Annotated in this window: 22 protein-coding genes and 1 pseudogene; 5 read left to right on the plus strand and 18 right to left on the minus strand. The window is 43.5% G+C overall.

Translation table 11 applies throughout. The annotated features are described in order from the left end of the window. Nucleotides 1-122 precede the first annotated feature (122 nt). The 3 genes from psb28 to hoxE form a co-directional block, all read right to left on the minus strand. Entirely contained in the window at nucleotides 123-494 is a 372-nt protein-coding gene (gene psb28 / locus HC246_RS10225; RefSeq protein WP_169363300.1) for a photosystem II reaction center protein Psb28, read from the minus strand. A gap of 142 nt (nucleotides 495-636) precedes the next feature. Beyond that, a complete protein-coding gene (locus HC246_RS10230; RefSeq protein WP_169363301.1) occupies nucleotides 637-2,262 on the minus strand; it encodes a NuoF family protein in 1,626 nt (541 codons plus the stop codon). Nucleotides 2,263-2,271: 9 nt separating this feature from the next. After that, nucleotides 2,272-2,787 (minus strand): bidirectional hydrogenase complex protein HoxE, encoded by a 516-nt coding sequence (hoxE, locus tag HC246_RS10235; protein WP_169363302.1) that lies wholly within the window; start codon nucleotides 2,785-2,787, stop codon nucleotides 2,272-2,274. A gap of 386 nt (nucleotides 2,788-3,173) precedes the next feature. Between hoxE and HC246_RS10240 the strand changes: the two genes are divergently transcribed. Both HC246_RS10240 and HC246_RS10245 read left to right on the plus strand, forming a co-directional pair. Further along, on the plus strand, nucleotides 3,174-4,367 hold the full coding sequence (locus tag HC246_RS10240) for an ATP-dependent 6-phosphofructokinase (RefSeq protein WP_169363303.1): 1,194 nt from the start codon (nucleotides 3,174-3,176) through the stop codon (nucleotides 4,365-4,367). A 534-nt stretch (nucleotides 4,368-4,901) separates the two neighbouring features. Beyond that, the gene (locus HC246_RS10245) at nucleotides 4,902-6,560 is read left to right on the plus strand and encodes a GMC oxidoreductase (protein ID WP_169363304.1); all 1,659 of its coding nucleotides are present in this window, start codon (nucleotides 4,902-4,904) and stop codon (nucleotides 6,558-6,560) included. A gap of 31 nt (nucleotides 6,561-6,591) precedes the next feature. Here the strand turns inward: HC246_RS10245 and HC246_RS10250 are convergent, their stop codons facing one another. From HC246_RS10250 to HC246_RS10300, 11 genes are all read right to left on the minus strand, one after another. After that, on the minus strand, nucleotides 6,592-9,336 hold the full coding sequence (locus HC246_RS10250) for a bifunctional acetate--CoA ligase family protein/GNAT family N-acetyltransferase (RefSeq protein ID WP_169363305.1): 2,745 nt from the start codon (nucleotides 9,334-9,336) through the stop codon (nucleotides 6,592-6,594). 141 nt (nucleotides 9,337-9,477) lie between these two features. After that, nucleotides 9,478-9,765, minus strand: a complete 288-nt coding sequence (gene psb34 / locus HC246_RS10255) for a photosystem II assembly protein Psb34 (RefSeq protein ID WP_169363306.1) — start codon at nucleotides 9,763-9,765, stop codon at nucleotides 9,478-9,480. A 206-nt stretch (nucleotides 9,766-9,971) separates the two neighbouring features. Beyond that, nucleotides 9,972-10,817, minus strand: a complete 846-nt coding sequence (locus tag HC246_RS10260) for an alpha/beta fold hydrolase (RefSeq protein WP_169363307.1) — start codon at nucleotides 10,815-10,817, stop codon at nucleotides 9,972-9,974. A gap of 72 nt (nucleotides 10,818-10,889) precedes the next feature. Then, nucleotides 10,890-11,993 carry a hydrogenase formation protein HypD gene (gene hypD / locus HC246_RS10265; protein ID WP_169363308.1) on the minus strand — a complete coding sequence of 368 codons (1,104 nt, stop codon included), beginning with the start codon at nucleotides 11,991-11,993 and terminating at the stop codon, nucleotides 10,890-10,892. Between the two features lie 10 nt (nucleotides 11,994-12,003). Continuing rightward, nucleotides 12,004-12,222 (minus strand): HypC/HybG/HupF family hydrogenase formation chaperone, encoded by a 219-nt coding sequence (locus HC246_RS10270; protein WP_169363309.1) that lies wholly within the window; start codon nucleotides 12,220-12,222, stop codon nucleotides 12,004-12,006. Nucleotides 12,223-12,276: 54 nt separating this feature from the next. Next, nucleotides 12,277-14,640 carry a carbamoyltransferase HypF gene (gene hypF, locus HC246_RS10275; RefSeq protein WP_169363310.1) on the minus strand — a complete coding sequence of 788 codons (2,364 nt, stop codon included), beginning with the start codon at nucleotides 14,638-14,640 and terminating at the stop codon, nucleotides 12,277-12,279. A 45-nt stretch (nucleotides 14,641-14,685) separates the two neighbouring features. Further along, on the minus strand, nucleotides 14,686-15,015 hold the full coding sequence (locus tag HC246_RS10280; protein ID WP_169363311.1) for a XisI protein: 330 nt from the start codon (nucleotides 15,013-15,015) through the stop codon (nucleotides 14,686-14,688). Continuing rightward, complete coding sequence (locus tag HC246_RS10285) at nucleotides 15,003-15,416, minus strand: XisH family protein (protein ID WP_211167678.1); 414 nt, start codon at nucleotides 15,414-15,416, stop codon at nucleotides 15,003-15,005. The genes HC246_RS10280 and HC246_RS10285 overlap by 13 nt, the downstream gene beginning before the upstream one ends. A gap of 41 nt (nucleotides 15,417-15,457) precedes the next feature. After that, nucleotides 15,458-16,258, minus strand: coding sequence for a hydrogenase nickel incorporation protein HypB (gene hypB / locus HC246_RS10290; protein ID WP_169363312.1), 801 nt, complete (start codon nucleotides 16,256-16,258; stop codon nucleotides 15,458-15,460). Between the two features lies 1 nt (nucleotide 16,259). Further along, nucleotides 16,260-16,601 carry a hydrogenase maturation nickel metallochaperone HypA gene (gene hypA, locus HC246_RS10295; RefSeq protein WP_169363313.1) on the minus strand — a complete coding sequence of 114 codons (342 nt, stop codon included), beginning with the start codon at nucleotides 16,599-16,601 and terminating at the stop codon, nucleotides 16,260-16,262. After that, nucleotides 16,568-17,083 (minus strand): hydrogenase maturation protease, encoded by a 516-nt coding sequence (locus HC246_RS10300; RefSeq protein WP_169363314.1) that lies wholly within the window; start codon nucleotides 17,081-17,083, stop codon nucleotides 16,568-16,570. The genes hypA and HC246_RS10300 overlap by 34 nt, the downstream gene beginning before the upstream one ends. A gap of 232 nt (nucleotides 17,084-17,315) precedes the next feature. Between HC246_RS10300 and HC246_RS10305 the strand changes: the two genes are divergently transcribed. Beyond that, nucleotides 17,316-19,376: an elongation factor G gene (locus HC246_RS10305; protein ID WP_169363315.1), complete on the plus strand. Its 2,061-nt coding sequence runs from the start codon at nucleotides 17,316-17,318 to the stop codon at nucleotides 19,374-19,376. A 169-nt stretch (nucleotides 19,377-19,545) separates the two neighbouring features. Here HC246_RS10305 and HC246_RS10310 read toward each other — a convergent pair whose 3' ends face one another. Continuing rightward, nucleotides 19,546-20,298, minus strand: coding sequence for a hypothetical protein (locus HC246_RS10310; RefSeq protein ID WP_169363316.1), 753 nt, complete (start codon nucleotides 20,296-20,298; stop codon nucleotides 19,546-19,548). An 810-nt stretch (nucleotides 20,299-21,108) separates the two neighbouring features. On the opposite strand from HC246_RS10310, the gene HC246_RS10315 reads away from it, so the two are divergent. Both HC246_RS10315 and HC246_RS10320 read left to right on the plus strand, forming a co-directional pair. After that, entirely contained in the window at nucleotides 21,109-21,462 is a 354-nt protein-coding gene (locus HC246_RS10315; RefSeq protein ID WP_169363317.1) for a type II toxin-antitoxin system Phd/YefM family antitoxin, read from the plus strand. Beyond that, nucleotides 21,449-21,736, plus strand: coding sequence for a type II toxin-antitoxin system RelE/ParE family toxin (locus tag HC246_RS10320; RefSeq protein WP_169363318.1), 288 nt, complete (start codon nucleotides 21,449-21,451; stop codon nucleotides 21,734-21,736). The genes HC246_RS10315 and HC246_RS10320 overlap by 14 nt, the downstream gene beginning before the upstream one ends. Before the next feature lie 11 nt (nucleotides 21,737-21,747). Here the strand turns inward: HC246_RS10320 and HC246_RS26895 are convergent. The 3 genes and pseudogenes from HC246_RS26895 to HC246_RS10335 form a co-directional block, all read right to left on the minus strand. Continuing rightward, nucleotides 21,748-21,840, minus strand: a pseudogene (locus HC246_RS26895) (type II toxin-antitoxin system PemK/MazF family toxin); the annotation flags it as partial. Next, complete coding sequence (locus HC246_RS10330; protein ID WP_169363319.1) at nucleotides 21,824-22,024, minus strand: hypothetical protein; 201 nt, start codon at nucleotides 22,022-22,024, stop codon at nucleotides 21,824-21,826. The pseudogene HC246_RS26895 and the gene HC246_RS10330, both read right to left, overlap by 17 nt. A 227-nt stretch (nucleotides 22,025-22,251) precedes the next feature. After that, nucleotides 22,252-22,818 (minus strand): Uma2 family endonuclease, encoded by a 567-nt coding sequence (locus HC246_RS10335; protein WP_169363320.1) that lies wholly within the window; start codon nucleotides 22,816-22,818, stop codon nucleotides 22,252-22,254. Between the last annotated feature and the right edge of the window lie 58 nt (nucleotides 22,819-22,876).

Consider the following 22,876-nt stretch of genomic DNA (forward strand, 5'->3'; position numbering starts at 1 on the left):
TCTACATTTCGTTAGGACTATAGCAATCCTAAATGAGTCGTGAGAAAACATTTAACTAGATGCTTTATGGTATAGCAACTTAAAAGTTCAAACTTCTCACAAATGATTTAGGATTGCTATACTTATGATGCGGTAAATTCAAAGCCATTGGCTGCAGCATAGCGTTCCATAAATCGCATGAAGCGATCCCAATGGTCGGTTGATCCAACATCAAACACAATTTCGATTTTTGCCAATTCGGAATCATCGCCTTTATCTTGCCAAAAGAGCTTCGAGGTTTTCGGCTCAATGGAAATAGTCCCTTCACTATCGACCAGTCTGATATCGTTAAAAGATGCCTTAGCAAAACTATTTGCGCCTTGCACTGCCTTGATATTCACAAAAGTCATCTTGACGGAGTTTTCGCCAGTATTGCGATCGCGCCTCAGCCGCACATCACTCAACTCTTCGGGAATACCTGCAAAAAATTCAATGGATGGAGTTATGGAATTCATGGTTTTATCTCCTTGTTTTTTGGGCTTTTAGCTTTTAGCTTTTAGCTTTTAGCTTTTGGTGATTGGTAATTGGTAATTGGTAATTATTCCAAGCTATTTAAAGATTGCTAACAGCTAATCGCTAACAACTAACAGCTAACAGCTAATCGCTAACAGCTAACAACTTCAAATAATCATCACGAAAATGTCTTAATGTACTCACAATCGGATTAGGGGCAGATTGTCCTAAACCGCAGAGACTCATGGATTTCACCATGCCACAGAGTTCTTCGAGACTGGCGAGATCAGCTTCCGTGGCTCTATGCTCTACGAACTTGGTTAATAGCTGATGGAGTTGCACCGTACCCGCACGGCAAGGAATACATTTACCGCAGGATTCATCCATACAGAACTGGATGAAAAACCTTGCCATATCCACCATATTCGTATTTTCATCCATGACCACCATGCCCCCTGACCCAATAATGGAACCAAGGGCTTGCATTGCCTCATAATCAACGGGGGTATCAAAGGCAGAGGCAGGAATACAACCACCTGAAGGTCCACCTGTCTGCACTGCCTTGACCTTGCCGCCATTTGCCGCACCACCACCCATATCTTCGACGATTTGGCGTAAGGGAATGCCCATAGGCACTTCCACTAACCCTGTATTGGCGATATTTCCTGCTAGGGAAAATACCTTTGTGCCTTTGCTCTTTTCTGTACCGATGCTGGCATACCATGCGCCACGATTGCGAATGATTGGCACAATATTGGCGAAGGTTTCCACATTGTTGATCAGGGTGGGACAGCTCCAGAGCCCTGATTCCGCAGGATAGGGCGGGCGGGGATGAGGAATACCGCGACCACCTTCAATAGAGGCAATCAGAGCCGTTTCTTCACCGCAAACATAGGCTCCTGCGCCGACGCGCACATCAATCTTAAAGTCAAAGGTGGACTCGAAGATTTGACTGCCGAGGATGCCATGCTGTTTGGCTTGTTGAATGGCGAGGCGGATATGCTCGATCGCAGGTGGATACTCGGCACGCACATAGACATAGCCGTGAGTTGCGCCGACCGCATAGGCAGCGATCGCCATGCCCTCTAGTACCCGATGCGGATCGCTCTCGAGAATACTGCGATCCATAAATGCCCCCGGGTCACCCTCATCGGCATTGCAAATCACATATTTCTGTTGAGGTTGATTTGGAGTTTGATTGCGCCGCCGATCTTGCATTTTGGCAACCGTCGCCCATTTCAACCCTGTGGGATAGCCCGCACCACCACGACCGCGCAAACCACTGCGAGTAACTTCATCAATTACCTGCTGTGGTGACATTTCATGGAGAGTGCGATAAAGCTGACGATAACCGCCAACAGCAATATAGGACTCAATGCGGGTAGGATCAATTTTGCCAATATGTTCCAATACAATTCGCAATTGTTGTGTAAAAAACGGATGTTCAAGATCGCCAAGGTTCGCCGTGACATTGCCCCCTTTAAGTCCACTCACAATCGATGCCGCTTGCTCAGGTTTCACCCTCTCATAAAGAACACTCGAAGGATCAACGGCGACTAAAGGTCCTCGACCACAAAAACCCATACAGCCAACACTGACTACTTCCGCAGTCTCTTCCAGTCCATCGGCATGAATAGCCGCCGCAAGGCGATCGCGAACCTCTAAAGAGCCAGAGGCTTGGCATCCACCCGAAGTACAGCACCGAATGCGAATACTCTTTTGGCGATCGCGTTCTTCCTTCGCAATTTGTAATAGTCCTTCAATATCCATAATTAGTACTTATGGCTCCTCCATCCAGCCTTTGACCATTGCTAAAACATCTTCGGGGCTTTGTTGACGCGATACATGACCGTCATAGATCGCCGCAGGCGCAACACCACAGTTACCAATGCAGCGCTCTACTCGTAGAAATACTTTGCCATTAGGCGATCGCTCTCCCGCCTTGAGGTGCAGTTCCTTAGTTAAGATGTCTAACAAAGCTTGCCCCCCTTTGGTATAACAAGCCGTTCCTAAACAAATAGAACAGGTATGTTTACATTTAGGCTGGATCGAGAAAAGATGATAGAAAGTTGCTACACCATATACTCGACTAAGGGGGAGTTTTAATTCTCTTGCGATATAGGTAAGGACATCTTTTTCGAGGTAGCCAAACTGTTCTTGCGCCCTGTGTAATACTTCAATCAGAGCATCTTGGCGGTTACGGTTTTGGCGAATCGTCAAATCTAAAGAATGGAATCGAGGATTGGGCGAACCATCTTCAATATTTGGCTGTGGAAGGGAGATTCTCGACAGCATAAACAATACCTTTGTTGCTAAAGTAGAGGTATTTCGCACTATTCATCTTTCATTCTCTAATTTCTGGATAGAATTAGTACAAAAAACACAAAACTTTAACACTTAGACTGAAATTGTAGAATTGTTACAGCAATTTCCGAGCAAGTGAACCACAATAAATCTTTTGAAAGTGCTGCAAAGCAGCACTTTCAAAAGATTTATTGGTTTGGGTTTGAGTGCAAAGCAATGTATTAACTTGTGTTGCAAAATTTAAGAAATTTCCTTAAGTTTTATCGAAGGATAGATTTTGATACTCAAAAAGCGAGAAAATTAGATATAACCGATTCTTCATAGTTTTGTGCTACAGAGTCGAAATTGCGAAGACTATCCATAGGTGGGAAAATCAAATGGTAAATAACCACAAGCCTAAGCGTATCGGTATTCTAACCAGTGGGGGAGACTGTCCTGGACTGAATGCCGTCATTCGTGCCGTTGTGAAGGTAGCAACCTATAAATATGGATGGGAAGTCTATGGCATTCCCTATGGAACCGATGGTTTTATCGAACTATTAGTTGGCAAACGTCAGCCAGAAGAGTTACGCATCAAGGAGCATGGCTACGATATTCCGGGGTTAGTGCAGGGGCTAGATATCCTTTATTTTCTGAGTGGTAGTGTATTGGGTTCGATTAGTAAAGGTGATCCTGAGCAACATGCTGAAGACATTATTAAGGGCTATGAAAAGTTAGGATTAACGGCTCTGATCGTGATGGGTGGTGATGGCAGTATTGAGATTTTGGATGGATTAGCTCAAAAAGCTGCGGAGCAAGGAGCCTCATGGAATTGGGTTGCCGTTCCCAAAACTATTGACAATGATATTCCTTTTACAGAAGCGTCAGTGGGTTTTGATACAGCCGTTAATCGCGTTACTCAAGCACTCTATGACCTCACATTTACCGCCGCTAGCCATGATCGCGTGATGATTGTCCAAGTGATGGGACGAGATTCAGGCTATCTGGCGATGGAAGCGGGAATTGCGGGTGGTGCTGATGCAATTCTCATTCCTGAATTAACTCCTGTTTTAAATGAAGATGTGATTACGGGAGTCTGTTGCCATATTCAAGAGTTACAGAAGAGTGGCAGAAGGTTTGCTCTAGTCGTAGTTGCTGAGGGTGTGAAAAATCATCTCGGACAAAAAGAACATTACATTGGCGATTATGTGGCGCGGCATATTAAAGAATGTGGTAGTAAGATGTGTCAGATTAATACATCCGATCCTAATTACATTCATCCATTTGATACTCGCGTTACGGTCTTAGGTCATGTGCAGCGAGGTGGTACACCAACTTCTAGCGATCGCCTGTTAGCAACTGCCTTTGGACGAGAGGCAGTGGATTTAATTGCGAATGGTAACTATAACCAGATGGTGATTTGGGAAAATGGTAGGGTGAGTAGTGTTCCCATAAGTCGGGTAATTGAGCAAATCAAGAAGGGACGTAGAGAAAAGAAGGCTCCCTCAAGTGTTGATCCTCAAGGTTTTTTAGTGAGAACAGCACGAGATATTGGTATTTATGTCGGAGAGGCAAGTAGTGATGATCAGTAAAGAAAGTGCGATCGCCCCTCATCATCTAAAACCCGATCTCCATATATAGCAATGTAAGAGATAGCTAGGACAAATCAAAACCCAAAAGATGAGTGGCAGCGCTTCGCGCTGCCACTCATCTTTTGGGTTTTATGTCCTAAGCTAAAATTACATTGTGTAAGTAGCTGGGTGTAATTAAGTATAAAACCAGAACCAAAACCTGTGGCGCACGCTGCACGTGCGCCACAGGTTTTGGTTCTGGTTTTTAATTACGCTTAGCTACTTATCAGAAACTTTTGTTGGGCTTTACTCAGTAGACTAGGTAACATGAAATTTATGCTATTCATTTGGTGTAGTCATTTACAGCAATTTTTGATCAAACGAACCACAAAATATTTTTTGAAAGGCTTGCGAAGCAAGCCTTTCAAAAAATATCTTGGTTTGGGTTTGAGCGCAAAGCGCTGTAATAACTGCACCTTATACGATGAATGGCTTTTTTCTATTTTCTAAATCTATCCGAAGTGTTGTTAAGCAAAAGGTTTGTCAAGAAATAACATGAGTCCCCACCCTTCTACAGAAGTTTACGATGCGATCGTAGTTGGCTCTGGAGCCAATGGCGGCGTGGCTGCCAAGGAATTAAGCGAACGTGGTTTAAAAGTCCTTGTCTTAGAAGCAGGTCGGACTCCCGATGCATCCGAACTAGGCAATCAGGCAAGGGATATGGCAAAGCGAGTTTATAACCTTGCGATCGCCAAGCGTCAGTCCTATCAGTCGATGCATCCCGGATATTGGAAGGCAAATCCTGATTTATTTATTGATGAAAAAGACAATCCCTATACTACTCCACCCGATCAGCCCTTTTATTGGATTCGGGGTCGTCAGGTGGGGGGCAAGAGCTTAACTTGGGGTGGAATCACTTTACGCTTATCCGATTATGAATTTAAGGCGGCAAGTCGTGATGGGCATGAGCAGGACTGGCCGATCACCTATCAGGATCTCGCGCCCTACTACAGCAAGTTAGAAAAATTCTTTCAGGTGCGGGGTAGCCAAGAGGGATTGGCACAACTGCCCGATGGCGACTATCAGCCGACTTTGCCGCTAACCCCTGCGGAGGAGCATCTCAAGCAAATTGTCGAAAGTAAATGGTCAGATCGTCGCTTGATCCCTTCACGGGGTTTTGGATTGCATCGTCGCACGCCAGAACAGCCTTGGCCCGCGTACTCCAGTTTGGGTTCTTCGCTGAAGGCGGCGATCGCTACGGGAAATGTGACTTTGCGATCGGATGCGATGGTGAGCCATGTAATTTTTGATCCTGATACCCATCGGGCGCGTGGGGTGGGCTATATCGATCGCAATACTAATCAAGCCTATGAAGCCTTTGGGCGGACGGTAGTTTTATGTGCTTCGACGATTGAATCGGTGCGGATTCTATTGCACTCCACCGAGAAATATCAAACTGCGGGATTAACTAATCCTTCGGGAATGCTCGGTAGATTTTTGATGGATCATGTGTCCACTTCGACTTTCTTTTTGTTACCTAAGATCAAGCAAACCAAAACCTTTGATCTTTCAGGCTGTGATAGCTTTTTTATCCCCTGCTTCTGCAATTTAGAATCGCAACAGGAGAAATTCTTGCGTGGCTATGGCATTTGGGGCGGCGTACAGCGCTTTGATTTACCCCATATTTTGCGAAAAGTCGGCGATGGCTCAATTGGTTTCCTGATTGCCCACGGTGAGGTTTTGCCGCGCTATGAAAATCGCGTGCAACTAAGTCAGGATGTCGTGGATGCGTGGGGTCTGCCTGTGCCGCACATTGAATGTGCATGGTCAGAGAATGAACATCTGATGCTCGATCATATGCACCGACAGATTGATGAAATCATCAAACTCGCAGGGGGCAAGAATATGCAATTGACGGAGATGTTCCATGTACCTGTGTTTTCAGAATTTGTTAGTCGCATGGAGGAAACCATGTCATATTCTGCGCCCCCCGGTTATTACATCCATGAAGTCGGTGGCGCGAGAATGGGCAACTCCCCCGATCATTCAGTTGTCAATGCCCATAACCAAATATGGGAAGCGCCAAATCTCTTTGTCACCGATGGGGCTTGTTGGACTTCCTCTGGTTGGCAAAGTCCGACCTTAACGGAGATGGCGATTACGGCGAGAGCTAGTGAGTTTATTGCCGAAGAAATGCGAAAAGGCAATTTGTAATTCAAGAGCCTTGCTTTGCAAGGCTCTTGAATTACAGGACAAAGGTAGCTTTCAACATGCCTTCATCGGGATCGGGTTGGAGTTTGAATCCTAATCTGCGACAAATGCTTTGCATGGGGTCATTGCTATTGAGGATATAGCCAACGATCGCTTCTAGATTTTGTTCCTTACCAATTTCTAAAATGCGGCGTAGTAGCTCAGTGCCTAACCCTTGATGATGATAGTGATCGCTAACAATGAGTGCAAATTCGGCTTCATTCGTGCCATGTAACTTACTTAGCCTTGCGACACCCAAAATCTCATGCTCGGAGGTTTCAGGATTTTTGTAATCGGCAGCTAAGACCATTTCGCGATCGTAATCAATAAAGCAAATGCGGGTCAAACGTTCATGGGCGATCCGCTTGGTTAGTTTAACCGTATGGGCATAACGCAAATAGACGCTCTCTTCCGAGAGACTCTGATGGAACTGCACCATTAATGGCTCATCTTCAGGACGAATAGGACGAATGGTAACGCGATCGCCCTTACGAGATTGCCAACATTGCACATATTTGGTGGGATAGGGCGTAATCGCAGGGATCGGACGTTGAGCGATGTCTTCATCCGTATGTAATACAACTCTGGCATCAAGGGCGATCATCCCATCAGCCGAAACTAGCAAAGGATTAATATCAATTTCGCGAATCTGAGGTTGCTCAACTACTAGTTGACTGAAGTTAACCAGTAATTGCTCAAGTTTTGCCATATCGATCGCTTTTCTACCTCGGACTCCCTGCAAGGCTTGGTAAATGCGGGTTTGTTCCATCATGCGCCTTGCAAGGGTGGTATTTAGTGGCGGCAAAGCTAAGGCGCGATCGCGAAATACCTCCACCAATTGACCACCCATCCCAAAAAGCATCACCTCCCCAAATTGAGGATCAAGACTACTGCCGAGAATCAATTCGTAGCCTTCCATTTTTACCATTGGCTGTACCGTGACACCCAAAAAGGCTTCAGGATCAATAGCACGAACCTTGGCAGCGATCCCCATAAAGGCGCGGGTAACTGCCGCCGCATCTTCTAAATGCAAACGCACACCACCCACATCGGTTTTATGGGTAATCTTTTCCGAATGCAGTTTAAGTACAACGGGATAGCCAAAGCGATCGGCGATTTCTACGGCTTCAATATCGCTGGTGGCGATTTCGGTCGGTACTGTGGGAATACCATAGGCGGCGAGTAAATTTTTCGATTCGTATTCAGTCAATAGATAGCGATCGCTTTTTGTGGCTTGCGCGAGAATGCGTTCAGCTAACTGGCGATCGGGCGCATGTAAATCCGAATCCACAGGTAGGGAAGGCGTTTCATAGATTCCCTTCAGATTGTAGGTATAGTGCCACATGTAGTTAAACAAGCGCACCGCCGTATCGGGATAGGGAAATGTGGGAATCTTCGCTTGATTAAGAATTTCCGTTCCTGCGGCGATTTCTGCACCACCCATCCAACTCGATAAAATTGGCTTTCCTAATTTGCTATAGGACTTGAGCTTCTCTGCGGTTTGGGTGGGATTGGTCATCGCCTGTGGAGTCAAGATTACCAACATCGCGTCACTATTGGGATCATCGGCAACTACTTCAAGGGTTTGGGCATAGCGATCGCTGCTGGCATCTCCGAGAATATCAATGGGATTGTGATGACTCCATTGCGCGGGTAAAAACTGATTTAATTTCTGGATTGTCTCTGGTGCAAGTTCCGATAATGTACCACCACCACTGATCAAGGCATCGGTAGCGATCGCCCCAGGACCTCCTGCATTGGTAACGATCGAGAGACGATTGCCCTTAGGTCTCGGTTGTTTTGCCAGAGTTTCCGCCATATCAAACAAGTCTGAAATGGTATGTACTCGCAATACCCCACAGCGCCGAAAAGCCGCATTTAAAACTTCATCACTACCCGTCAAAGCTCCCGTATGTGAAGCCGCCGCCTTTGCTGCTGCCTCCGTATGTCCAACTTTCAAGACAATAATCGGTTTATCCATTGCGACCTCGCGGGCTGCCGAGAGAAAAGCATGGGCATCACCGATGGATTCCATATAGAGAACGATGCTGTGGGTATGGGGATCATCCCCAAGATATTCAATCAAATCACCCCAACCGACATCCAGCATCGAACCAATGGAAACGAAGGCACTAAAGCCGACATTCTCACCTAAACTCCAATCTAAAATCGAAGTACAAAGCGCTCCACTTTGACTGATGAACGCGACATTGCCAGAACGAGCGCTTGTACCCGCAAAAGTGGCATTTAGCCCTGCAAGGGGATTCATTAAACCTAAACAATTGGGACCAATAATTCGCATTCCCCCCTTACGTGCTTCTGCTAAAACTTCCTTCTCTAGTGCTGCCCCCTGTTCTCCAATTTCCTTAAAGCCTGCGGAAATAATAATTGCTCCCTTAACTCCTGCTGCTACACATTCACGAATTACCTGTGGAACGGTTGCCGCAGGAGTAGCTATCACTGCTAAATCCACCATTTCAGGGACACTCGCAATATCAGTATAGGACTTAATTCCTAAGACGCTATGCCGTTGGGGATTGACGGGAAAAACAGTGCCACCAAAGGGACTACGAATTAAGTTCCAAAGCAAAGTACGTCCTACACTTCCTTCTCTTTCGCTTGCACCAATCACAGCAACGGAACGTGGGCGAAAAATACAATCAAGAGGATGACGCTGCTTTTTCCAAATATCATGGGCGGGATCGCTAGCACATACTTGATTTGCTAGAATTTTTTCCATACTAACCTCCTGATATGAGACACCCAAGCTATGTGGTGTATTAACTTCCAGATTAACTCTTTATCAGAAGATAGCAGCAAAATTTAATCTAAATACATCTTCAGCAAGAGAGATGGAGTTTTGCTCCATCTCTCTTATGAGTTAACTAACAGCGATCGCAATGGCGATCATTGCTACAATGATACTGAGAACAGCGATGAGCTGAAATTTGAAGTTCTTTGGTTTTGAAGCGTCGGGTTCTTCAATATACATCTTGGGCATAACGGCAAAATTATTGAGAATGCCGCGATCATCGACGGTATAGCTTCTGACAGCTCTTACTTCTTCGCTCGAACTATTGGATGCTTGAGAAGTCTTTGCAGAGGAGGTATCACTGCTTGGTTTTATATTATCAGATGTCATTGTTTCCTTGAGTTCAATGGTATTCATATTGGTAGTACCTCCATGAATATATTATTTTATATGCTATAATTATACCCCTTTATTTCTTCCCTAGCATAAGCATATAGAGGATGGGTTCCCCGCCGAAGGCGGGGAACCCATCCTCTATATGCTCACAGAAATCGGATAAATTTTTGAAAGCGTGGCTTAGTCATGATTTCAAAAATTTATCTGGCTTTTACAATGCGCTGTAACTATCTGCTTTGTAAAAAATTAGCGATCGCCTGATTAAAAGCTTCAGGTTCTACTAAAAAAGCCCAATGATTACCTAATACTTCACAAATTTGCAAATTGGGAAAATACTTCTGGTAGGGGCGTAACTGCCATGCTTGGCGATTCAGTCCTTGCTTAGGTTGCACAAATAAAGTAGGGATATCAATGGACTGAGTTAAGCCTTCAACATCCATGATCTCCTCAAAGATGAAATCGCGAGCCTGACGAGGAAATTTGCTCTGCCATGTACCATCGGGTTTTGCTTCGATGCTGGCTTGGAAAACTGTTTGTTGGAAATCTGACCATCCTTGATATTGCTTGAGGCTCCGCGCAATCTTTTCTACGGTTTCATAATTTGGGAAGGTTTCAACTACCTTGAGAAATGGTAAGACACGGTACATCAATGGGAAGGTCATTCTAATCCAACTCGGAAATCTGCCCATAAAAAAGGGATCGACCAAAATCAAACTGCGAATGCGATCGCTTTTTTGAGTAGCCCAAATTGCAACAGTTTTGGCACTCCATGAATGGGCAAGCACATGGGCGCTAGTGATGCCTAGATGCGACATTAAGGATTCTAAATCTGCAATGATACTCGCAAAGGAATAATCGGTAATGTCTTTGCTGGTCTCACCATGCCCCCGCAGATCAGGAGCAATGATCCGATAGCGATCGCCACCCACCTTGCCTAGATGTTCGGCTAAACTCGTCCATACCATCGCTGAATCTGCCATGCCATGTATTAGCAATACAGTCTCTGAGCCATTACCGCCCACTAGGTAGGACAGGTCAAGATTTGGTAAATGGAGAGTACGTCTAGTGAGCATAGAATTTTAGAACTTATTCAATGAAGAACCAATTTTTATGAGATGGCAAAGTCGTCCATAAAAATTGGTTCTTTATATTACTGCATGTTGATAATAGGCGGCACAAGCACCTTCCGAAGAAACCATTGGTGCGCCGAGGGGATGATCAGGGGTACAAGCTTTGCCGAAACTAGGGCATTGATGGGGCTTGCTTGTACCTTGCAAAATTAAACCACTAATACAGAGCGGAGATTCACAAATTTCTGGGGCATGATCCTCATAATTAAAGCGTTTTTGGGCATCAAAAGCGGCATATTTATCCTTCAATTTAAGTCCACTTTCAGGAATCTCTGCTAAGCCCCGCCATTGTCGATTTGTCGCTTCAAAAACTTCTTGCATCATGGCGATCGCCTGTTGATTTCCTTCTTTTTTGACCGATCGCGCATATTGATTTTCGACTTCCGCTTTACCTGCTTCTAGCTGCTTGATACATAGATAAATCCCTTGCAAGATATCAATTGGTTCAAAACCTGTGACAACTATGGGAACTTGATATCGCTGGGCGATCGCCTCATATTCGCCATAGCCCATTACCGTGCAAACATGACCTGCTGCCAAAAATCCCTGCATTGTGTGATCGGGATTGCTCAGAATTGCCTCCATTGCGGGTGGCACAAGGACATGGGCGCAAAGAATTGAGAAGTTATCTAAACCTAATTGGTGAGCTTGGGCGATCGCGAGAGCAGTAATCGGTGCAGTAGTTTCAAAGCCAACTGCAAAAAATACGACTTGGCGATCGCTATTTTGTTGTGTCAGTTGTTGCGCTAATTTCACCGCATCAAGGGGTGAATAAACCATCCGTACATCTGCCCCTGAAGCCTTTGCACTTAACAAATCGCTGCTACTTCCGGGAACACGCAACATATCGCCAAAGGAGCATAAAGTGACATTGGGTTGTGAGGCGATCGCGATCACTTGATCGATCAGATAAATAGGGGTAACACAGACGGGGCAACCGGGCCCGTGAATGAGGGTGATTTCTGAGGGAATTAGGCGATCGATGCCATGTTTAACAATGGAGTGGGTTTGGCCGCCGCAGATTTCCATCAATGTCCAAGGACGAGTAGTAATAGCTGCGATCGCTGAGGCATATTCATGGGCAAGTTGGCGATCGCGGTATTCGTCAATATATTTCATCGCAGTTGCTCTAAATTTGTTGCAAATCGAGTAATGTTTGTTCTGCTTCTGCGGGATCAACAATGGAAATTGCCACACCTGCATGGATAATCGCATAGTCACCGATTTCTGCTTCTGGCAAATAGGCAAGATTTACTTCTTTCACAACCCCACTAAAACTAACTTTGCCGACTCTCATTAAGTCTTCCCCTTGAATAGAGAGAATTTTTGCTGGTACTGCTAAACACATGATTTTAAGCTCCTTGATTTACAGGCATTGAAGAGCCTTGCTTTGCAAGGTTCTTCAATGCGATAACTCTCGTAATGCTGCCATAATTTGTCCTGCGGCAATTCCTCCATCATTGGGTGGAATATTTTGATGACAATAAACTTGAAATCCTGATTGCGTCAACTTTTGGATCGCTCTTTCAGTTAAATATCGATTTTGAAAACAGCCTCCTGTTAACACAATTTTTTCTATCTCAATTTGCTTGGCGATCGCTACCATTACTGCCACTAAGGAATTATGGAATTTAGTCGCAATTGTCGCGATCGCAGTTTGATTTTGGATATCTTCTAAGATAGATTGAATCAGGTTTGTCCAGTCAATTTCACCGTCATTCTTAACATCCATCCCATAAAATTCATCAATTGTAGGATCACAGATTTGCTCTAAGGCGATCGCTGCTTGCCCTTCAAAACTGGTGATTTGATAAATATTCAGCAAAGAGGCAACCGCATCAAACAATCTACCAATACTTGAAGTTTTGGGGAGATGATGCGGTTTTGTTAATAAAGTTTTTAAAATTCTTAATTCAGAATTTGTGAATGATTGTAATGTTGATAATTGCAAATCCCAAAGGCGATCGCCAAATATTTCCCAGAGTATTCCCAGCGCTACCCGACGAGGTTCTTTTGCTGCCTTATCTCCTCCTAGTAAGGGAAACGGTTGTAAATGGGCAACTCTAGCAAATCCTGAATCGTTAATCTTCAGAAATTCGCCACCCCAGATCGTGCCATCAGTTCCATAGCCCGTCCCATCCCAAGCAATTCCCAAGACTGGCGCAACAATCTGATTGTCCACCATACAAGCCAGTGCATGGGCATAATGGTGCTGCACCGTAATTATGGGAATCTGCAAAGATTGGGATAACTGCCGCGCATATTGGCTAGACAGATAATCGGGATGAGCATCACAGGCGATCACCTCAGGTTGAAATTCATAAGTCTCACTCAAGCGTTGAATAATGCGCTGGAAATGCTCAAAAGCCTTCGTCGTCTCCAAATCGCCAATATGTTGACTCAGAATAATTGAGTTGTTGATAGACAAGGCGATCGCATTTTTGAGGTGTCCGCCTAAAGCCAAAATCCTCCGATCTGCAACAAGCAAAGGTTTGATCCTCCCCATCCCCCCTTGTAAAGGGAGGAGAATTTTCTTCTTCCCCCTTTTTAAGGGGGATTGAGGGGGATCTTTAGTAATTGGAGATGGTGCATAGCCTCTCGCTCTCCGCAAAATCACAGGGCGATCGCCGATCACCCTAACCACTGAATCATCCACAGGCTGAGCAATATCGCGATTATGAACTAAAAATAAATCTGCAATATTTCCTAAACTAGCGATCGCTTCTTGATTATCAATACAAATCGGCTCATCGGAAAGGTTGCCACTTGTCGCTACAATCGGCGATTGCAATTCTGCCATTAACAAATGATGAAGCGGCGTATAGGGCAGCATGACCCCGATATAGCTATTGTCCGAGACAAGGGACTTAAGATCCTTGTTCAATTTCTGTAAAAGCACAATAGGTGCTTCGGTTGAGTTTAATAACCGTGCTTCTAGTGCTGATACTTGGCAATCTTGGTGAATGCTTTCCAAATTGGGATACATCAGAGCGAAAGGTTTATGGGGACGATGTTTGCGCGATTTCAGTTTGGTGATCGCCTCTGCATTATTCGCATCCACTACCAACTGAAATCCACCTAAACCTTTAATTGCTAAAATGTTACCCTCTCTAATTGCTTGAACAGCTTCTAATAGAGCCTGTTCACGGATGGCTAAGACTTGACCATCACGATCCCAAAGTTCTAAATGAGGTCCACACTTTGGGCAAGCATTTGGCTGAGCATGGAAGCGCCGATCTAAAGGCTGATCGTATTCCGCTTGGCAATCTGCACACATTTGGAACTTGTGCATCGTCGTATTGTGGCGATCGTATGGCACGGCTTTGATAATGCTGTAGCGAGTTCCGCAGTTAGTGCAGTTGGTAAATGGATAGCGATATCGCCGATTTTGCGCGTCAAATATATCTCGTAAACAATCATCACAGGTTGCCAGATCGGGCAGAATTACTGCGGTTTTGATGGATGTATTATCCGTTGATTCATGAATCTCAAAAGTCTGATAATGAACAGGTTCGCACCATTCCTGAGTAATTTGCTGAATTTGCGATCGCGCAGGTTTTTCTGATTGCAACCGTTCTAGGAATAAATCTAATTGTTGTTGCTCGCCTTCGACTGCGATCGCTACACCCTGAGCATTGTTATTCACCCAGCCTTTAAGCTCTAATTCCTTCGCAAGGCGATACACAAAAGGACGAAATCCAATACCTTGCACTGAGCCAGATATATGCAAATTCAAGCATTGCAACTGACCGTTATTAGATCTCATGGTAACTAGGAATCGCGTAAATTAGGAATCTGTACATTTTTACCTTTAGGCAACGCCATAATTGGTATAAGGACGTTTATAAGGTGGATGTAAACCTAAAATAATGTCTGATGCTGGTACTCCTTTTTCGACTAGTTCTTGACCAAGATCGGCTTCCGTCATATTGTGCTGAATCCAGATTTTGCCGTCTTTAATATCTAAATGGATATAACAGGCATAAACACGATTTAGCCCTTGCCAACCAAGATCGAGAATTTGATAGTGATCGTGTTCTGTATCAAAAATGAGTTGACATTCGATGTTTGGCTCGTTTGTCGTGGCATGAGAGATTAGTAATTCACGCACAATTTGGCGATATTTTGCTAGTTTTTCCATTGGATTATCTCCTCTGTATTTGGCTCGTAGGCTATGATTTTTAGGTCATACTGTAAAATCGCAGCTTGAGTAAAACGTTCTTGAAAAAAGGTATCGAAAACATCGATAGGAACAGCCAAATAAATCATCCGATCTGGCTCTGTCATTTGTAAAGCAAGACGATAACTGAGAAACTGACCTAAAGCATTATGAAAATCACTAATATTAGATGGATTGATAAAGCTCTTAACTTCCACGGCAATTTTTTGTCCATCTTTTTCCGCTGCAAATACTTTTTCTGCGCCAAGATCTATCTCTAATTTCACACGATCAATGCGAATAGTTAATGGATCGCTGGTAATTATCCATCCATCTTTGATAAGAGCTTGTTTAACGGCTTGATGGAACAAGTCTTTAGCCATAATGAAGGAAAAGCCAGAAATTGTTAATTATTTAGATTTGATTATACAGCAAGAGATTTTTGTAATGATTGCTCAATAAATTGACACCAATCTTGCATACCTACTCCCGTTTTCGCGGAAACCTCTAAAATCTTAGCCTGTGGTGCAATTTGATGAATGTTGTGCAAAGCTAGCTCACGATTAAACTCTACTACTTCTGCAAGATCGATTTTGCTGATGAGAACAATGTCCGCAGTCTTGAACATCACGGGATATTTGAGAGGTTTATCTTCGCCTTCGGTGACAGAAAATACTACCACACGCAAATTCTCGCCGAGGTCATAAGCCGCAGGACAGACAAGATTGCCAACATTCTCGATCGCTAATAGTTTCACGCCATCAAGGTGCATTTGCTGCAAGGCTTTGGCGATCATTTCTGCTTCTAGATGACAAACCGAACCTGTGGTAATTTGAATTACCTCTGCGCCTGATCGCCTTAATCGTTGAGCATCATTATCCGTCGCCAGATCGCCAACGATAATGGCTGATTTGAGGCGATCGCGTAACTCTGTCATCGTGCGTTCTAATAGTGCCGTTTTGCCTGCCCCTGGGGAAGAAAGTACATTCAAGACACTGATGCCCTTTGCCATGAAGTAGCCACGATTCCGTTCGGCAAGGCGATCGTTTTGGGACAGAATTGATTGGCTAATGGCAATCGTGCGGCGATCGCTATCTAAAGCGATATGTTCGTGATGATGGTCATGATCGTGTGGGTGGGTATGATCGTGATCGTGCGAATGAGCGTGGGCGTAAATCTTGACCATACCTTCAGGAATATCACTACAGCCGCAATCTTGACACATATTAGGAAACCTCTAAGGAGACTAATTGCAATTCTCGACCTTGGCGAATTTCATGGGTCAGTCGTTCGCAGCGTGGACAAACATAAACCCAGTCATGGGGCGTAAATTCTGCATGGCATTGTGGACAGTAACAGATCGCCTTTACCCATTCTATTTCTAATTTTGCCTCTGAGGCGATTGTTCCTTCTGTGCAGGAATCAAAGGCAAATTGCAGCGCTTCAGGTACAACACCTGAAATCGCACCTACCCGTAAATTTAGCTGATGGATTTGGTTTGCGCCTTGGGATTCGGCTTGGTTGAATGCTATGTCTAGCATTGATTGGATGATACTAACTTCGTGCATAGGTTTTGAAGGAAATCGACAGCTTGTTCAATACTTTTGCGGGTTACGGCAGATACTTGTTCCCCAAATTCCCAATTCACCGCAGGTAGTAATAGTGAGTAGGCTACGGGAACTTCGCCATAAACCTGTTGTGCTAATAGAAGTAGCGATCGCGGATCGGAGAGATGTCCAAGTTCAGCTAAGGGCGCAGGATTGAGTTGTTTGGATACAGCAATCTTTTGGACTTGGAGAACAGGCATTGATTTTTTGCGCTTGCTCGACTGCCCATTGCCGCCAACCCAAGCATCAATAAAGATCGCTAATTCAGACTGGGCGATCGGTTCTGCGAGTTCGGGGGTAAGTTGGTGGACGGTTAGCGATCGCACATAGGGCAAATCCCAGCTAGCGACAATATCAGACACTCGACACCCTGCCCCGTCATCACTTCTGAGGGAATTGCCATAACCAATCACCAGAATTGAGCCAAAATTAGAAGTAGCCAATTTTTTAGTTTCATTATTCAAAAAAGAATATATTTATTCTCTCTTCATAGATCGGCAACTAGTTACTTTCTTTCAGAGAAATTAATAAATAAATCCAGTATTGAGATTATTTATTAACACTTAGAAATATCTAGAAACATAAGTTAATCTAGTGAATAGAGTAATACAAAACACTATATAATTTCTATCAGTCAAAATCTTTGTGAAAGAGAAGATAAGAGGCGTAAAGATTATGAATGGTAAGCAAACGCTGAGTACTCGCAACATCGCTCTAGTTGGGGCTTATCTGAGTGGAAAAACCACACTTTTAGAAAGTTTTTTATTTGTTACAGGGGTAATCTCACGCAAGGGAAAAGTAACTGATAAAAATACGGTGGGTGATAGTGCGGTCGAAGCTCGCGATCGCTCTATGAGCGTGGAAGTTAATTTTGCTAGCACCGAATATGAAGGAATTCGCTTTAACTTTCTCGATTGTCCGGGTTCAGTGGAATTTCTGCAAGAAACCTATCATGCGCTGATGGGTGTCGATATGGCGATTGTGGTCTGTGAACCAAATAGCGATCGCGTGAATACCCTCGCGCCCTTACTCAAGTTTTTAGATGATTGGCAAATTCCCCATGTCATTTTTGTGAACAAGATGGATCGCGCAGGTTCTGGAGAAGTTGCCCATGCTCAAGCTTTCCGCACGCTCATGCAATCTCTGAGAACAGTCTCCAATCGTCCTCTTGTCGCGCAGCAATACCCCATCAGCACAGGCCCAGACTTAACAGGCTTTATCGATCTCGTCACCGAGCAAGGCTATCAATATCGTCCTAATTCTGCACCACAGGCGATCGCGTTATCCGATGAGCTAGCCTCACAGGAAAAAGTGGAACGGGAGGAAATGCTGGAAGCGATCGCTAATTTTGATGATCATCTCCTAGAGGAACTGCTGGAAGAAATTAATCCACCTCAAGAGGAAGTTATCGAAGATCTCCAAAAGGAATTGAGCGCCGACCAAATTGTGCCTGTCTTTTTCGGAGTTGCCGATCAAGACTATGGTGTGCGCCCCTTGCTCAAGGCTCTACTAAATGAAGCCCCTCAACCTGAAGCCACCATTGCCCATCGTCCACAATTGGCAAATGCCAATCAGTCAGCCGATGCAACCGTTGCTCAAGTTCTCAAAACCTATTACACCCTCCAAGGCGGTAAACTCTCGCTAATACGGTTATGGCTTGGCAAACTCACCGATGGCACTGTGCTGAATGGTATGCGAATTGGCGGACTGTATCGGCTCACGGGTGGGCAGCAACAACCGATTTCTGAGGCAGAAGCAGGGGATATTGTCGCGATCGCCAGAATGGAAGGCGTTAAAACAGGCGACACCTTAACCAATGCCCAAACTAGTATTGAACCCTTAGCGATCGCGCCATCCTTAGAGCCAGTATTTGCTTGGGCGATCGCACCTGAAAAGCGTAACGATGAAGTCAAACTCAGTAGCGTTCTCAACAAACTCTGTGAAGAAGACCCTGCGCTACGCTGGGAACAACATAATGAAACCCATGAAGTCGTGTTGTGGGGACAGGGCGAAATCCATTTGCAAGTGGCACTGGATCGGATGCGCCGTAAGTACAATCTGCCGATGACTAAAAGTATTCCCCAAGTTCTCTACAAAGAAACGATTCGGAAAGCTACCAATTCTCACGGACGCTATAAGCATCAATCAGGTGGGCATGGACAGTTTGGCGATGTCTATTTGAACATTCAACCTCTGACTCGTGGTGAAGGCTTCAAGTTTACAGAAACCATCGTGGGCGGCGTTGTGCCAAAGCAATATATTCCGGGGGTAGAGACGGGTGTGCGCGAATATTTGACTAAAGGAGCCTTAGGATTTCCCGTAGTCGATATTGTCGTCACCCTCACCAATGGTTCCTATCATTCCGTTGATAGTTCTGAACAGGCTTTTAAACAGGCGGCAAGACTAGCGATGCAGGAAGGGATTCCTCAATGCGAACCAGTTTTGCTAGAACCGATCAATCTAGTGGAAATTTCGATTCCCAATGAATATACCTCCAGCATTTTGCGCTTGGTCAGTGGTAGACGTGGGCAGATTCTCGGCTACGAAGCAAAAGAAGGCTGGCAGCGCTGGGATAATGTCTCGGCATATATTCCTGAAGTAGAAATGCAGAGTTTAATCTTAGAACTGCGATCGCTAACGATGGGAGTAGGCTTTTTCAGCAAAACCTTTGATCGCTTGCAAGAAGTCCCTGAGAAGCTAACCAACCAAGTTATTTCATCAGTTCAAGAAACTTAAACTTAGCCCTACTTCAAAAAGGTTAGGAGAGCGAACAATTTCTTTCAAATTAGAGAGATTAATGGCTTGGTCTCGTTGATGTAAAGGAGTTGATCGCTTGTTTTCTCTTTCACAACTTAGTAAGCGCTTGATATCAAGAGAAATTTACTTTCCATATGCTCAGCCTTTACTAATCGTCACTTTTAGGCTGCCGATTCTGTATAGCTAATAAAATCTTTGTGTTCATTTCTTGGGAAAAATCTGGATACATTAGTGCAAACTGCTCTGAAAGATTATCTGCAATTTGTATCTCTTGCCTGATTTTACTAATTTGGAGCTTATCTAATTTGAGCCACTGAGAGTGCGTTGTAATTCCCAAAGATGGTGGAGTCATGATTTGTCCTAACCCTAGTTCTAGAAAGTTACGATACACATTTTCGATCAACCATTCAGAATAGAAAAGATCTTTTTTATCACTAAATACACTAAATACTAAATCATAAATAGTGGGACCTTCACTCCAAGACCATATTTCTAGCATGTCAGTTGTCGAGCTATTTACCCAAAGTGATATTTGCTTAAATATTTCACTTTCAAGTACACCCTTAACTGGATCTGAGTTGCGACCAACAACAAAGTAGTAGTTGTTTTCACTGGAGCTATTAGCATAGCTATAAGCTTCAATATGATCTGTAACAATCAGATTGATTAAAGCAAAACGTAAGATGCGTACACACTGGTTCTCTGATACTGAAAAATGCCCATCAAAAATTGTAAAATTTGTTTTAAAACTTTCACTGACATCACTAGATATAGCGCTAAAAGCAGTGATGCTGAGAGGAAAAGAAAAACTCTGGATTGGTTTGATATGGATAGGTAATATTTCTCCACTTGTACTCCACTTGAAGTCCGTTATTCTGCCCGCTAAAGTTGAAAACTCCAATCTCATTCCTGATAGATGGTTATGTAGTCGAATAGTCTTAGAAATCGCTATTACTATCGCTAGTATCAAAAAACAAGGTAAAAGTAGAAGTAAAAGAATGAAAAATGGATCTATCAAATTCTGATACGCATTAATAAGAGCATAACTAATTAATCCCCAACAAACATATATTAGAAGACAAATTATAATGTCTTCATTAATTGATCGAGGACTATAGGAACCTAAAACCTTCTTGACATTCTCATATTTGATGAAGGGGCAACGACCTAATTCTCTTGATGGGCAATTAAAGATCGCTTTGTCAGTCCTCTCACAGTGTGTACAATCAATAAAATGAGTCATAAATTCTTCCCTCATTCCAAACTTTTAAATAGGGCATTCTTACACAAATGGGAATAACACACACCAATGATTTGAGAACTAGTAATACCACTTCTTTGGTATTGACAATATTACTCTCTATATCAATCTTTCGCAAAGTGGCAGGCAATAGAATATTAAAGTGCCTTCAAATTGGGATATTGGGTTAGTTAATTGCTGTTTGAGGAAATAGGAGATCGGGGTGAGGTGTGGTGATGAGGCAATTGCTGTTTGATGAGGGAAATAAGCGATCTGGTTTATTGGTGTTGAAGGGCGATCTCTATTTTATTTGAGGGGATAGGCGATCGGGTTTTGTGAGTGGTGAGGGGGCGATCGCTGTTTGGTTTTGAGATTTAGGCGATAGATATTTATGAACTATCAAAGAAATTGCGATCGCAAAGAAAGATCAGTTATCATTAAATTAGATCCGAATTAAGTGCTTTGATAACTATGATCGAGCTAAAAAATATACATTCCCTGAGCGACTTCAAGCGCAACGCCAAAGAATTTATCGAACGCATTAAATCAACACAATCGCCTATGGTGCTAACCGTTAACGGTAAAGCTGAAGTCGTTGTCCAAGATGCTCATGCCTTTCAAGCAATATGCGATCGGGCAGAGCAAGCCGAAGCCGAACTTCGCGCACTGAAACTCGCAACACTACAACAAGATATTAACCTCGGAATTGCACAACTCAAAAATGGTGACTGCACCGAATACAATTCAGACACATTACCCAATCTATTAGAAAACATTAAAAATCGTGGTCAAAAACGCTTAGCTAATAAAAATGAATCGATTTAAGATATCCCGACAAGCAGATCGTGACCTTGAGGATATGTGGGTATGTCTTGCTCAAAATGATTCCCTAGCAGCCGATTTATTACTTGCAAAAGTCCTTGACAAGTTTCCTATGCTTGCACAGTTCCCAGAGATGGGCAGAAGTAGAAAAGAGATTGCTGAAGAACTTCGTAGTTTTCCAGTTAAGCCATACATTATCTTCTACAAAAGAATGGAAACTTACATTGAAATTGTTCGTATTCTGCATCAGTCTAGAGATATTGAAAATCAGTTCTAATATTGTGATGTATTGACAATAACCGCAGGACGAACCTTCGCATTAGACAGATCTAAAAATGGATATCTAACTAAAATGACTATATTTTTAGAGTAATTCGGCATAGATATTATCTTCATTATTATCCCAAACTGCATCAAGTGATGACTGACTCGCCCGAAGCCAAAACTCAGACTCATAGTCATCAGAAAGCACAGTCACCAATACCTTTGTCCCTTCTGCCAGTTCTGAAGACTCCAATAACTCAATTTTTCCTTTTTGAACAGTAGCCCAAAGAGTTTTTAACATATTCGTTATTTGAATGTTACTGATCTAATTGTATTTTGTAGTATATGTTTTTTGTGATCTCGATTGAGTTTTATGAGTATGCGATCGCTGTTTGATTTGAGGAATAGGCGATCAGGTTTGCGGGTGATGAGGGGAGATCTTACGATATTCTTCGAGACTGTAGCGGTGCTCAGGTGGCAATCATGGGTTTATACCTGATTTTTTAGAAAAACCTAGAGAATATATTATCAAAACTTAATATCACGATAGATTTCAGCGATCGCTAGTTCCAGATTTACAGAATCTAGTGAAATAGACTGGTCTAAACTATCAAAATCGCTATAATTCCAACCTTGTTCTTGCTTGCTATAGTGTTCAACAAAAACTTTATTCTGTCGAATTAACACATATTCACAAAAACTAGGAATAGAGCGATACATTCTAAATTTATTAGTACGATCGTATTCCTCTGTTGATGGAGAGAGAACTTCTACAATTAAAATTGGGTTTAAGGCTTCATCTTGGCGATCTTCATTTAACCTTGGTCTCCCATCAAAAATCATCGCATCTGCATATACTCCACAACGATAGTTAGGAAGCCAGATCCGCATTTCACTATTGATAACCATAAATTGCGTATCGCGGAGCAAAAGTTTGAGAATGAAAAAAATATTTCCCATAATCAAGCTATGGTTGAGTGTTCCGCCAGTCATCGTGATAATTTCTCCGTCACGGTATTCACATTTTTCGGTTGATGTTTCGGCGATCGCACGATATTCTTCGAGACTGTAGCGGCGCTCAGTGGTAGCAATCATGGGGTTGTACTCTCAATTTCAAGATGACATTCATTCTAGGATAATTTTCCAACCATGA

Origin of the sequence: Pseudanabaena yagii GIHE-NHR1, from assembly GCF_012863495.1 — a bacterium.
Classification (GTDB): Bacteria; Cyanobacteriota; Cyanobacteriia; order Pseudanabaenales; family Pseudanabaenaceae; genus Pseudanabaena; species Pseudanabaena yagii.

Coding starts and splice junctions, on each gene's coding strand:
- HC246_RS10335 (WP_169363320.1), bottom strand. CDS start 22,818: ATGATTGCTACCACTGAGCGCCGCTACAGTCTCGAAGAATATCGTGCG.
- HC246_RS10270 (WP_169363309.1), bottom strand. CDS start 12,222: ATGTGTTTAGCAGTACCAGCAAAAATTCTCTCTATTCAAGGGGAAGAC.
- hypB (WP_169363312.1), bottom strand. CDS start 16,258: ATGTGTCAAGATTGCGGCTGTAGTGATATTCCTGAAGGTATGGTCAAG.
- HC246_RS10240 (WP_169363303.1), top strand. CDS start 3,174: ATGGTAAATAACCACAAGCCTAAGCGTATCGGTATTCTAACCAGTGGG.
- HC246_RS10230 (WP_169363301.1), bottom strand. CDS start 2,262: ATGGATATTGAAGGACTATTACAAATTGCGAAGGAAGAACGCGATCGC.
- psb34 (WP_169363306.1), bottom strand. CDS start 9,765: ATGAATACCATTGAACTCAAGGAAACAATGACATCTGATAATATAAAA.
- HC246_RS10245 (WP_169363304.1), top strand. CDS start 4,902: ATGAGTCCCCACCCTTCTACAGAAGTTTACGATGCGATCGTAGTTGGC.
- hoxE (WP_169363302.1), bottom strand. CDS start 2,787: ATGCTGTCGAGAATCTCCCTTCCACAGCCAAATATTGAAGATGGTTCG.
- HC246_RS10305 (WP_169363315.1), top strand. CDS start 17,316: ATGAATGGTAAGCAAACGCTGAGTACTCGCAACATCGCTCTAGTTGGG.
- HC246_RS10320 (WP_169363318.1), top strand. CDS start 21,449: ATGAATCGATTTAAGATATCCCGACAAGCAGATCGTGACCTTGAGGAT.
- HC246_RS10260 (WP_169363307.1), bottom strand. CDS start 10,817: ATGCTCACTAGACGTACTCTCCATTTACCAAATCTTGACCTGTCCTAC.
- HC246_RS10330 (WP_169363319.1), bottom strand. CDS start 22,024: ATGTTAAAAACTCTTTGGGCTACTGTTCAAAAAGGAAAAATTGAGTTA.
- hypF (WP_169363310.1), bottom strand. CDS start 14,640: ATGAGATCTAATAACGGTCAGTTGCAATGCTTGAATTTGCATATATCT.
- hypA (WP_169363313.1), bottom strand. CDS start 16,601: ATGCACGAAGTTAGTATCATCCAATCAATGCTAGACATAGCATTCAAC.
- hypD (WP_169363308.1), bottom strand. CDS start 11,993: ATGAAATATATTGACGAATACCGCGATCGCCAACTTGCCCATGAATAT.
- HC246_RS10280 (WP_169363311.1), bottom strand. CDS start 15,015: ATGGAAAAACTAGCAAAATATCGCCAAATTGTGCGTGAATTACTAATC.
- HC246_RS10250 (WP_169363305.1), bottom strand. CDS start 9,336: ATGGAAAAAATTCTAGCAAATCAAGTATGTGCTAGCGATCCCGCCCAT.
- HC246_RS10315 (WP_169363317.1), top strand. CDS start 21,109: ATGATCGAGCTAAAAAATATACATTCCCTGAGCGACTTCAAGCGCAAC.
- psb28 (WP_169363300.1), bottom strand. CDS start 494: ATGAATTCCATAACTCCATCCATTGAATTTTTTGCAGGTATTCCCGAA.
- HC246_RS10285 (WP_211167678.1), bottom strand. CDS start 15,416: ATGGCTAAAGACTTGTTCCATCAAGCCGTTAAACAAGCTCTTATCAAA.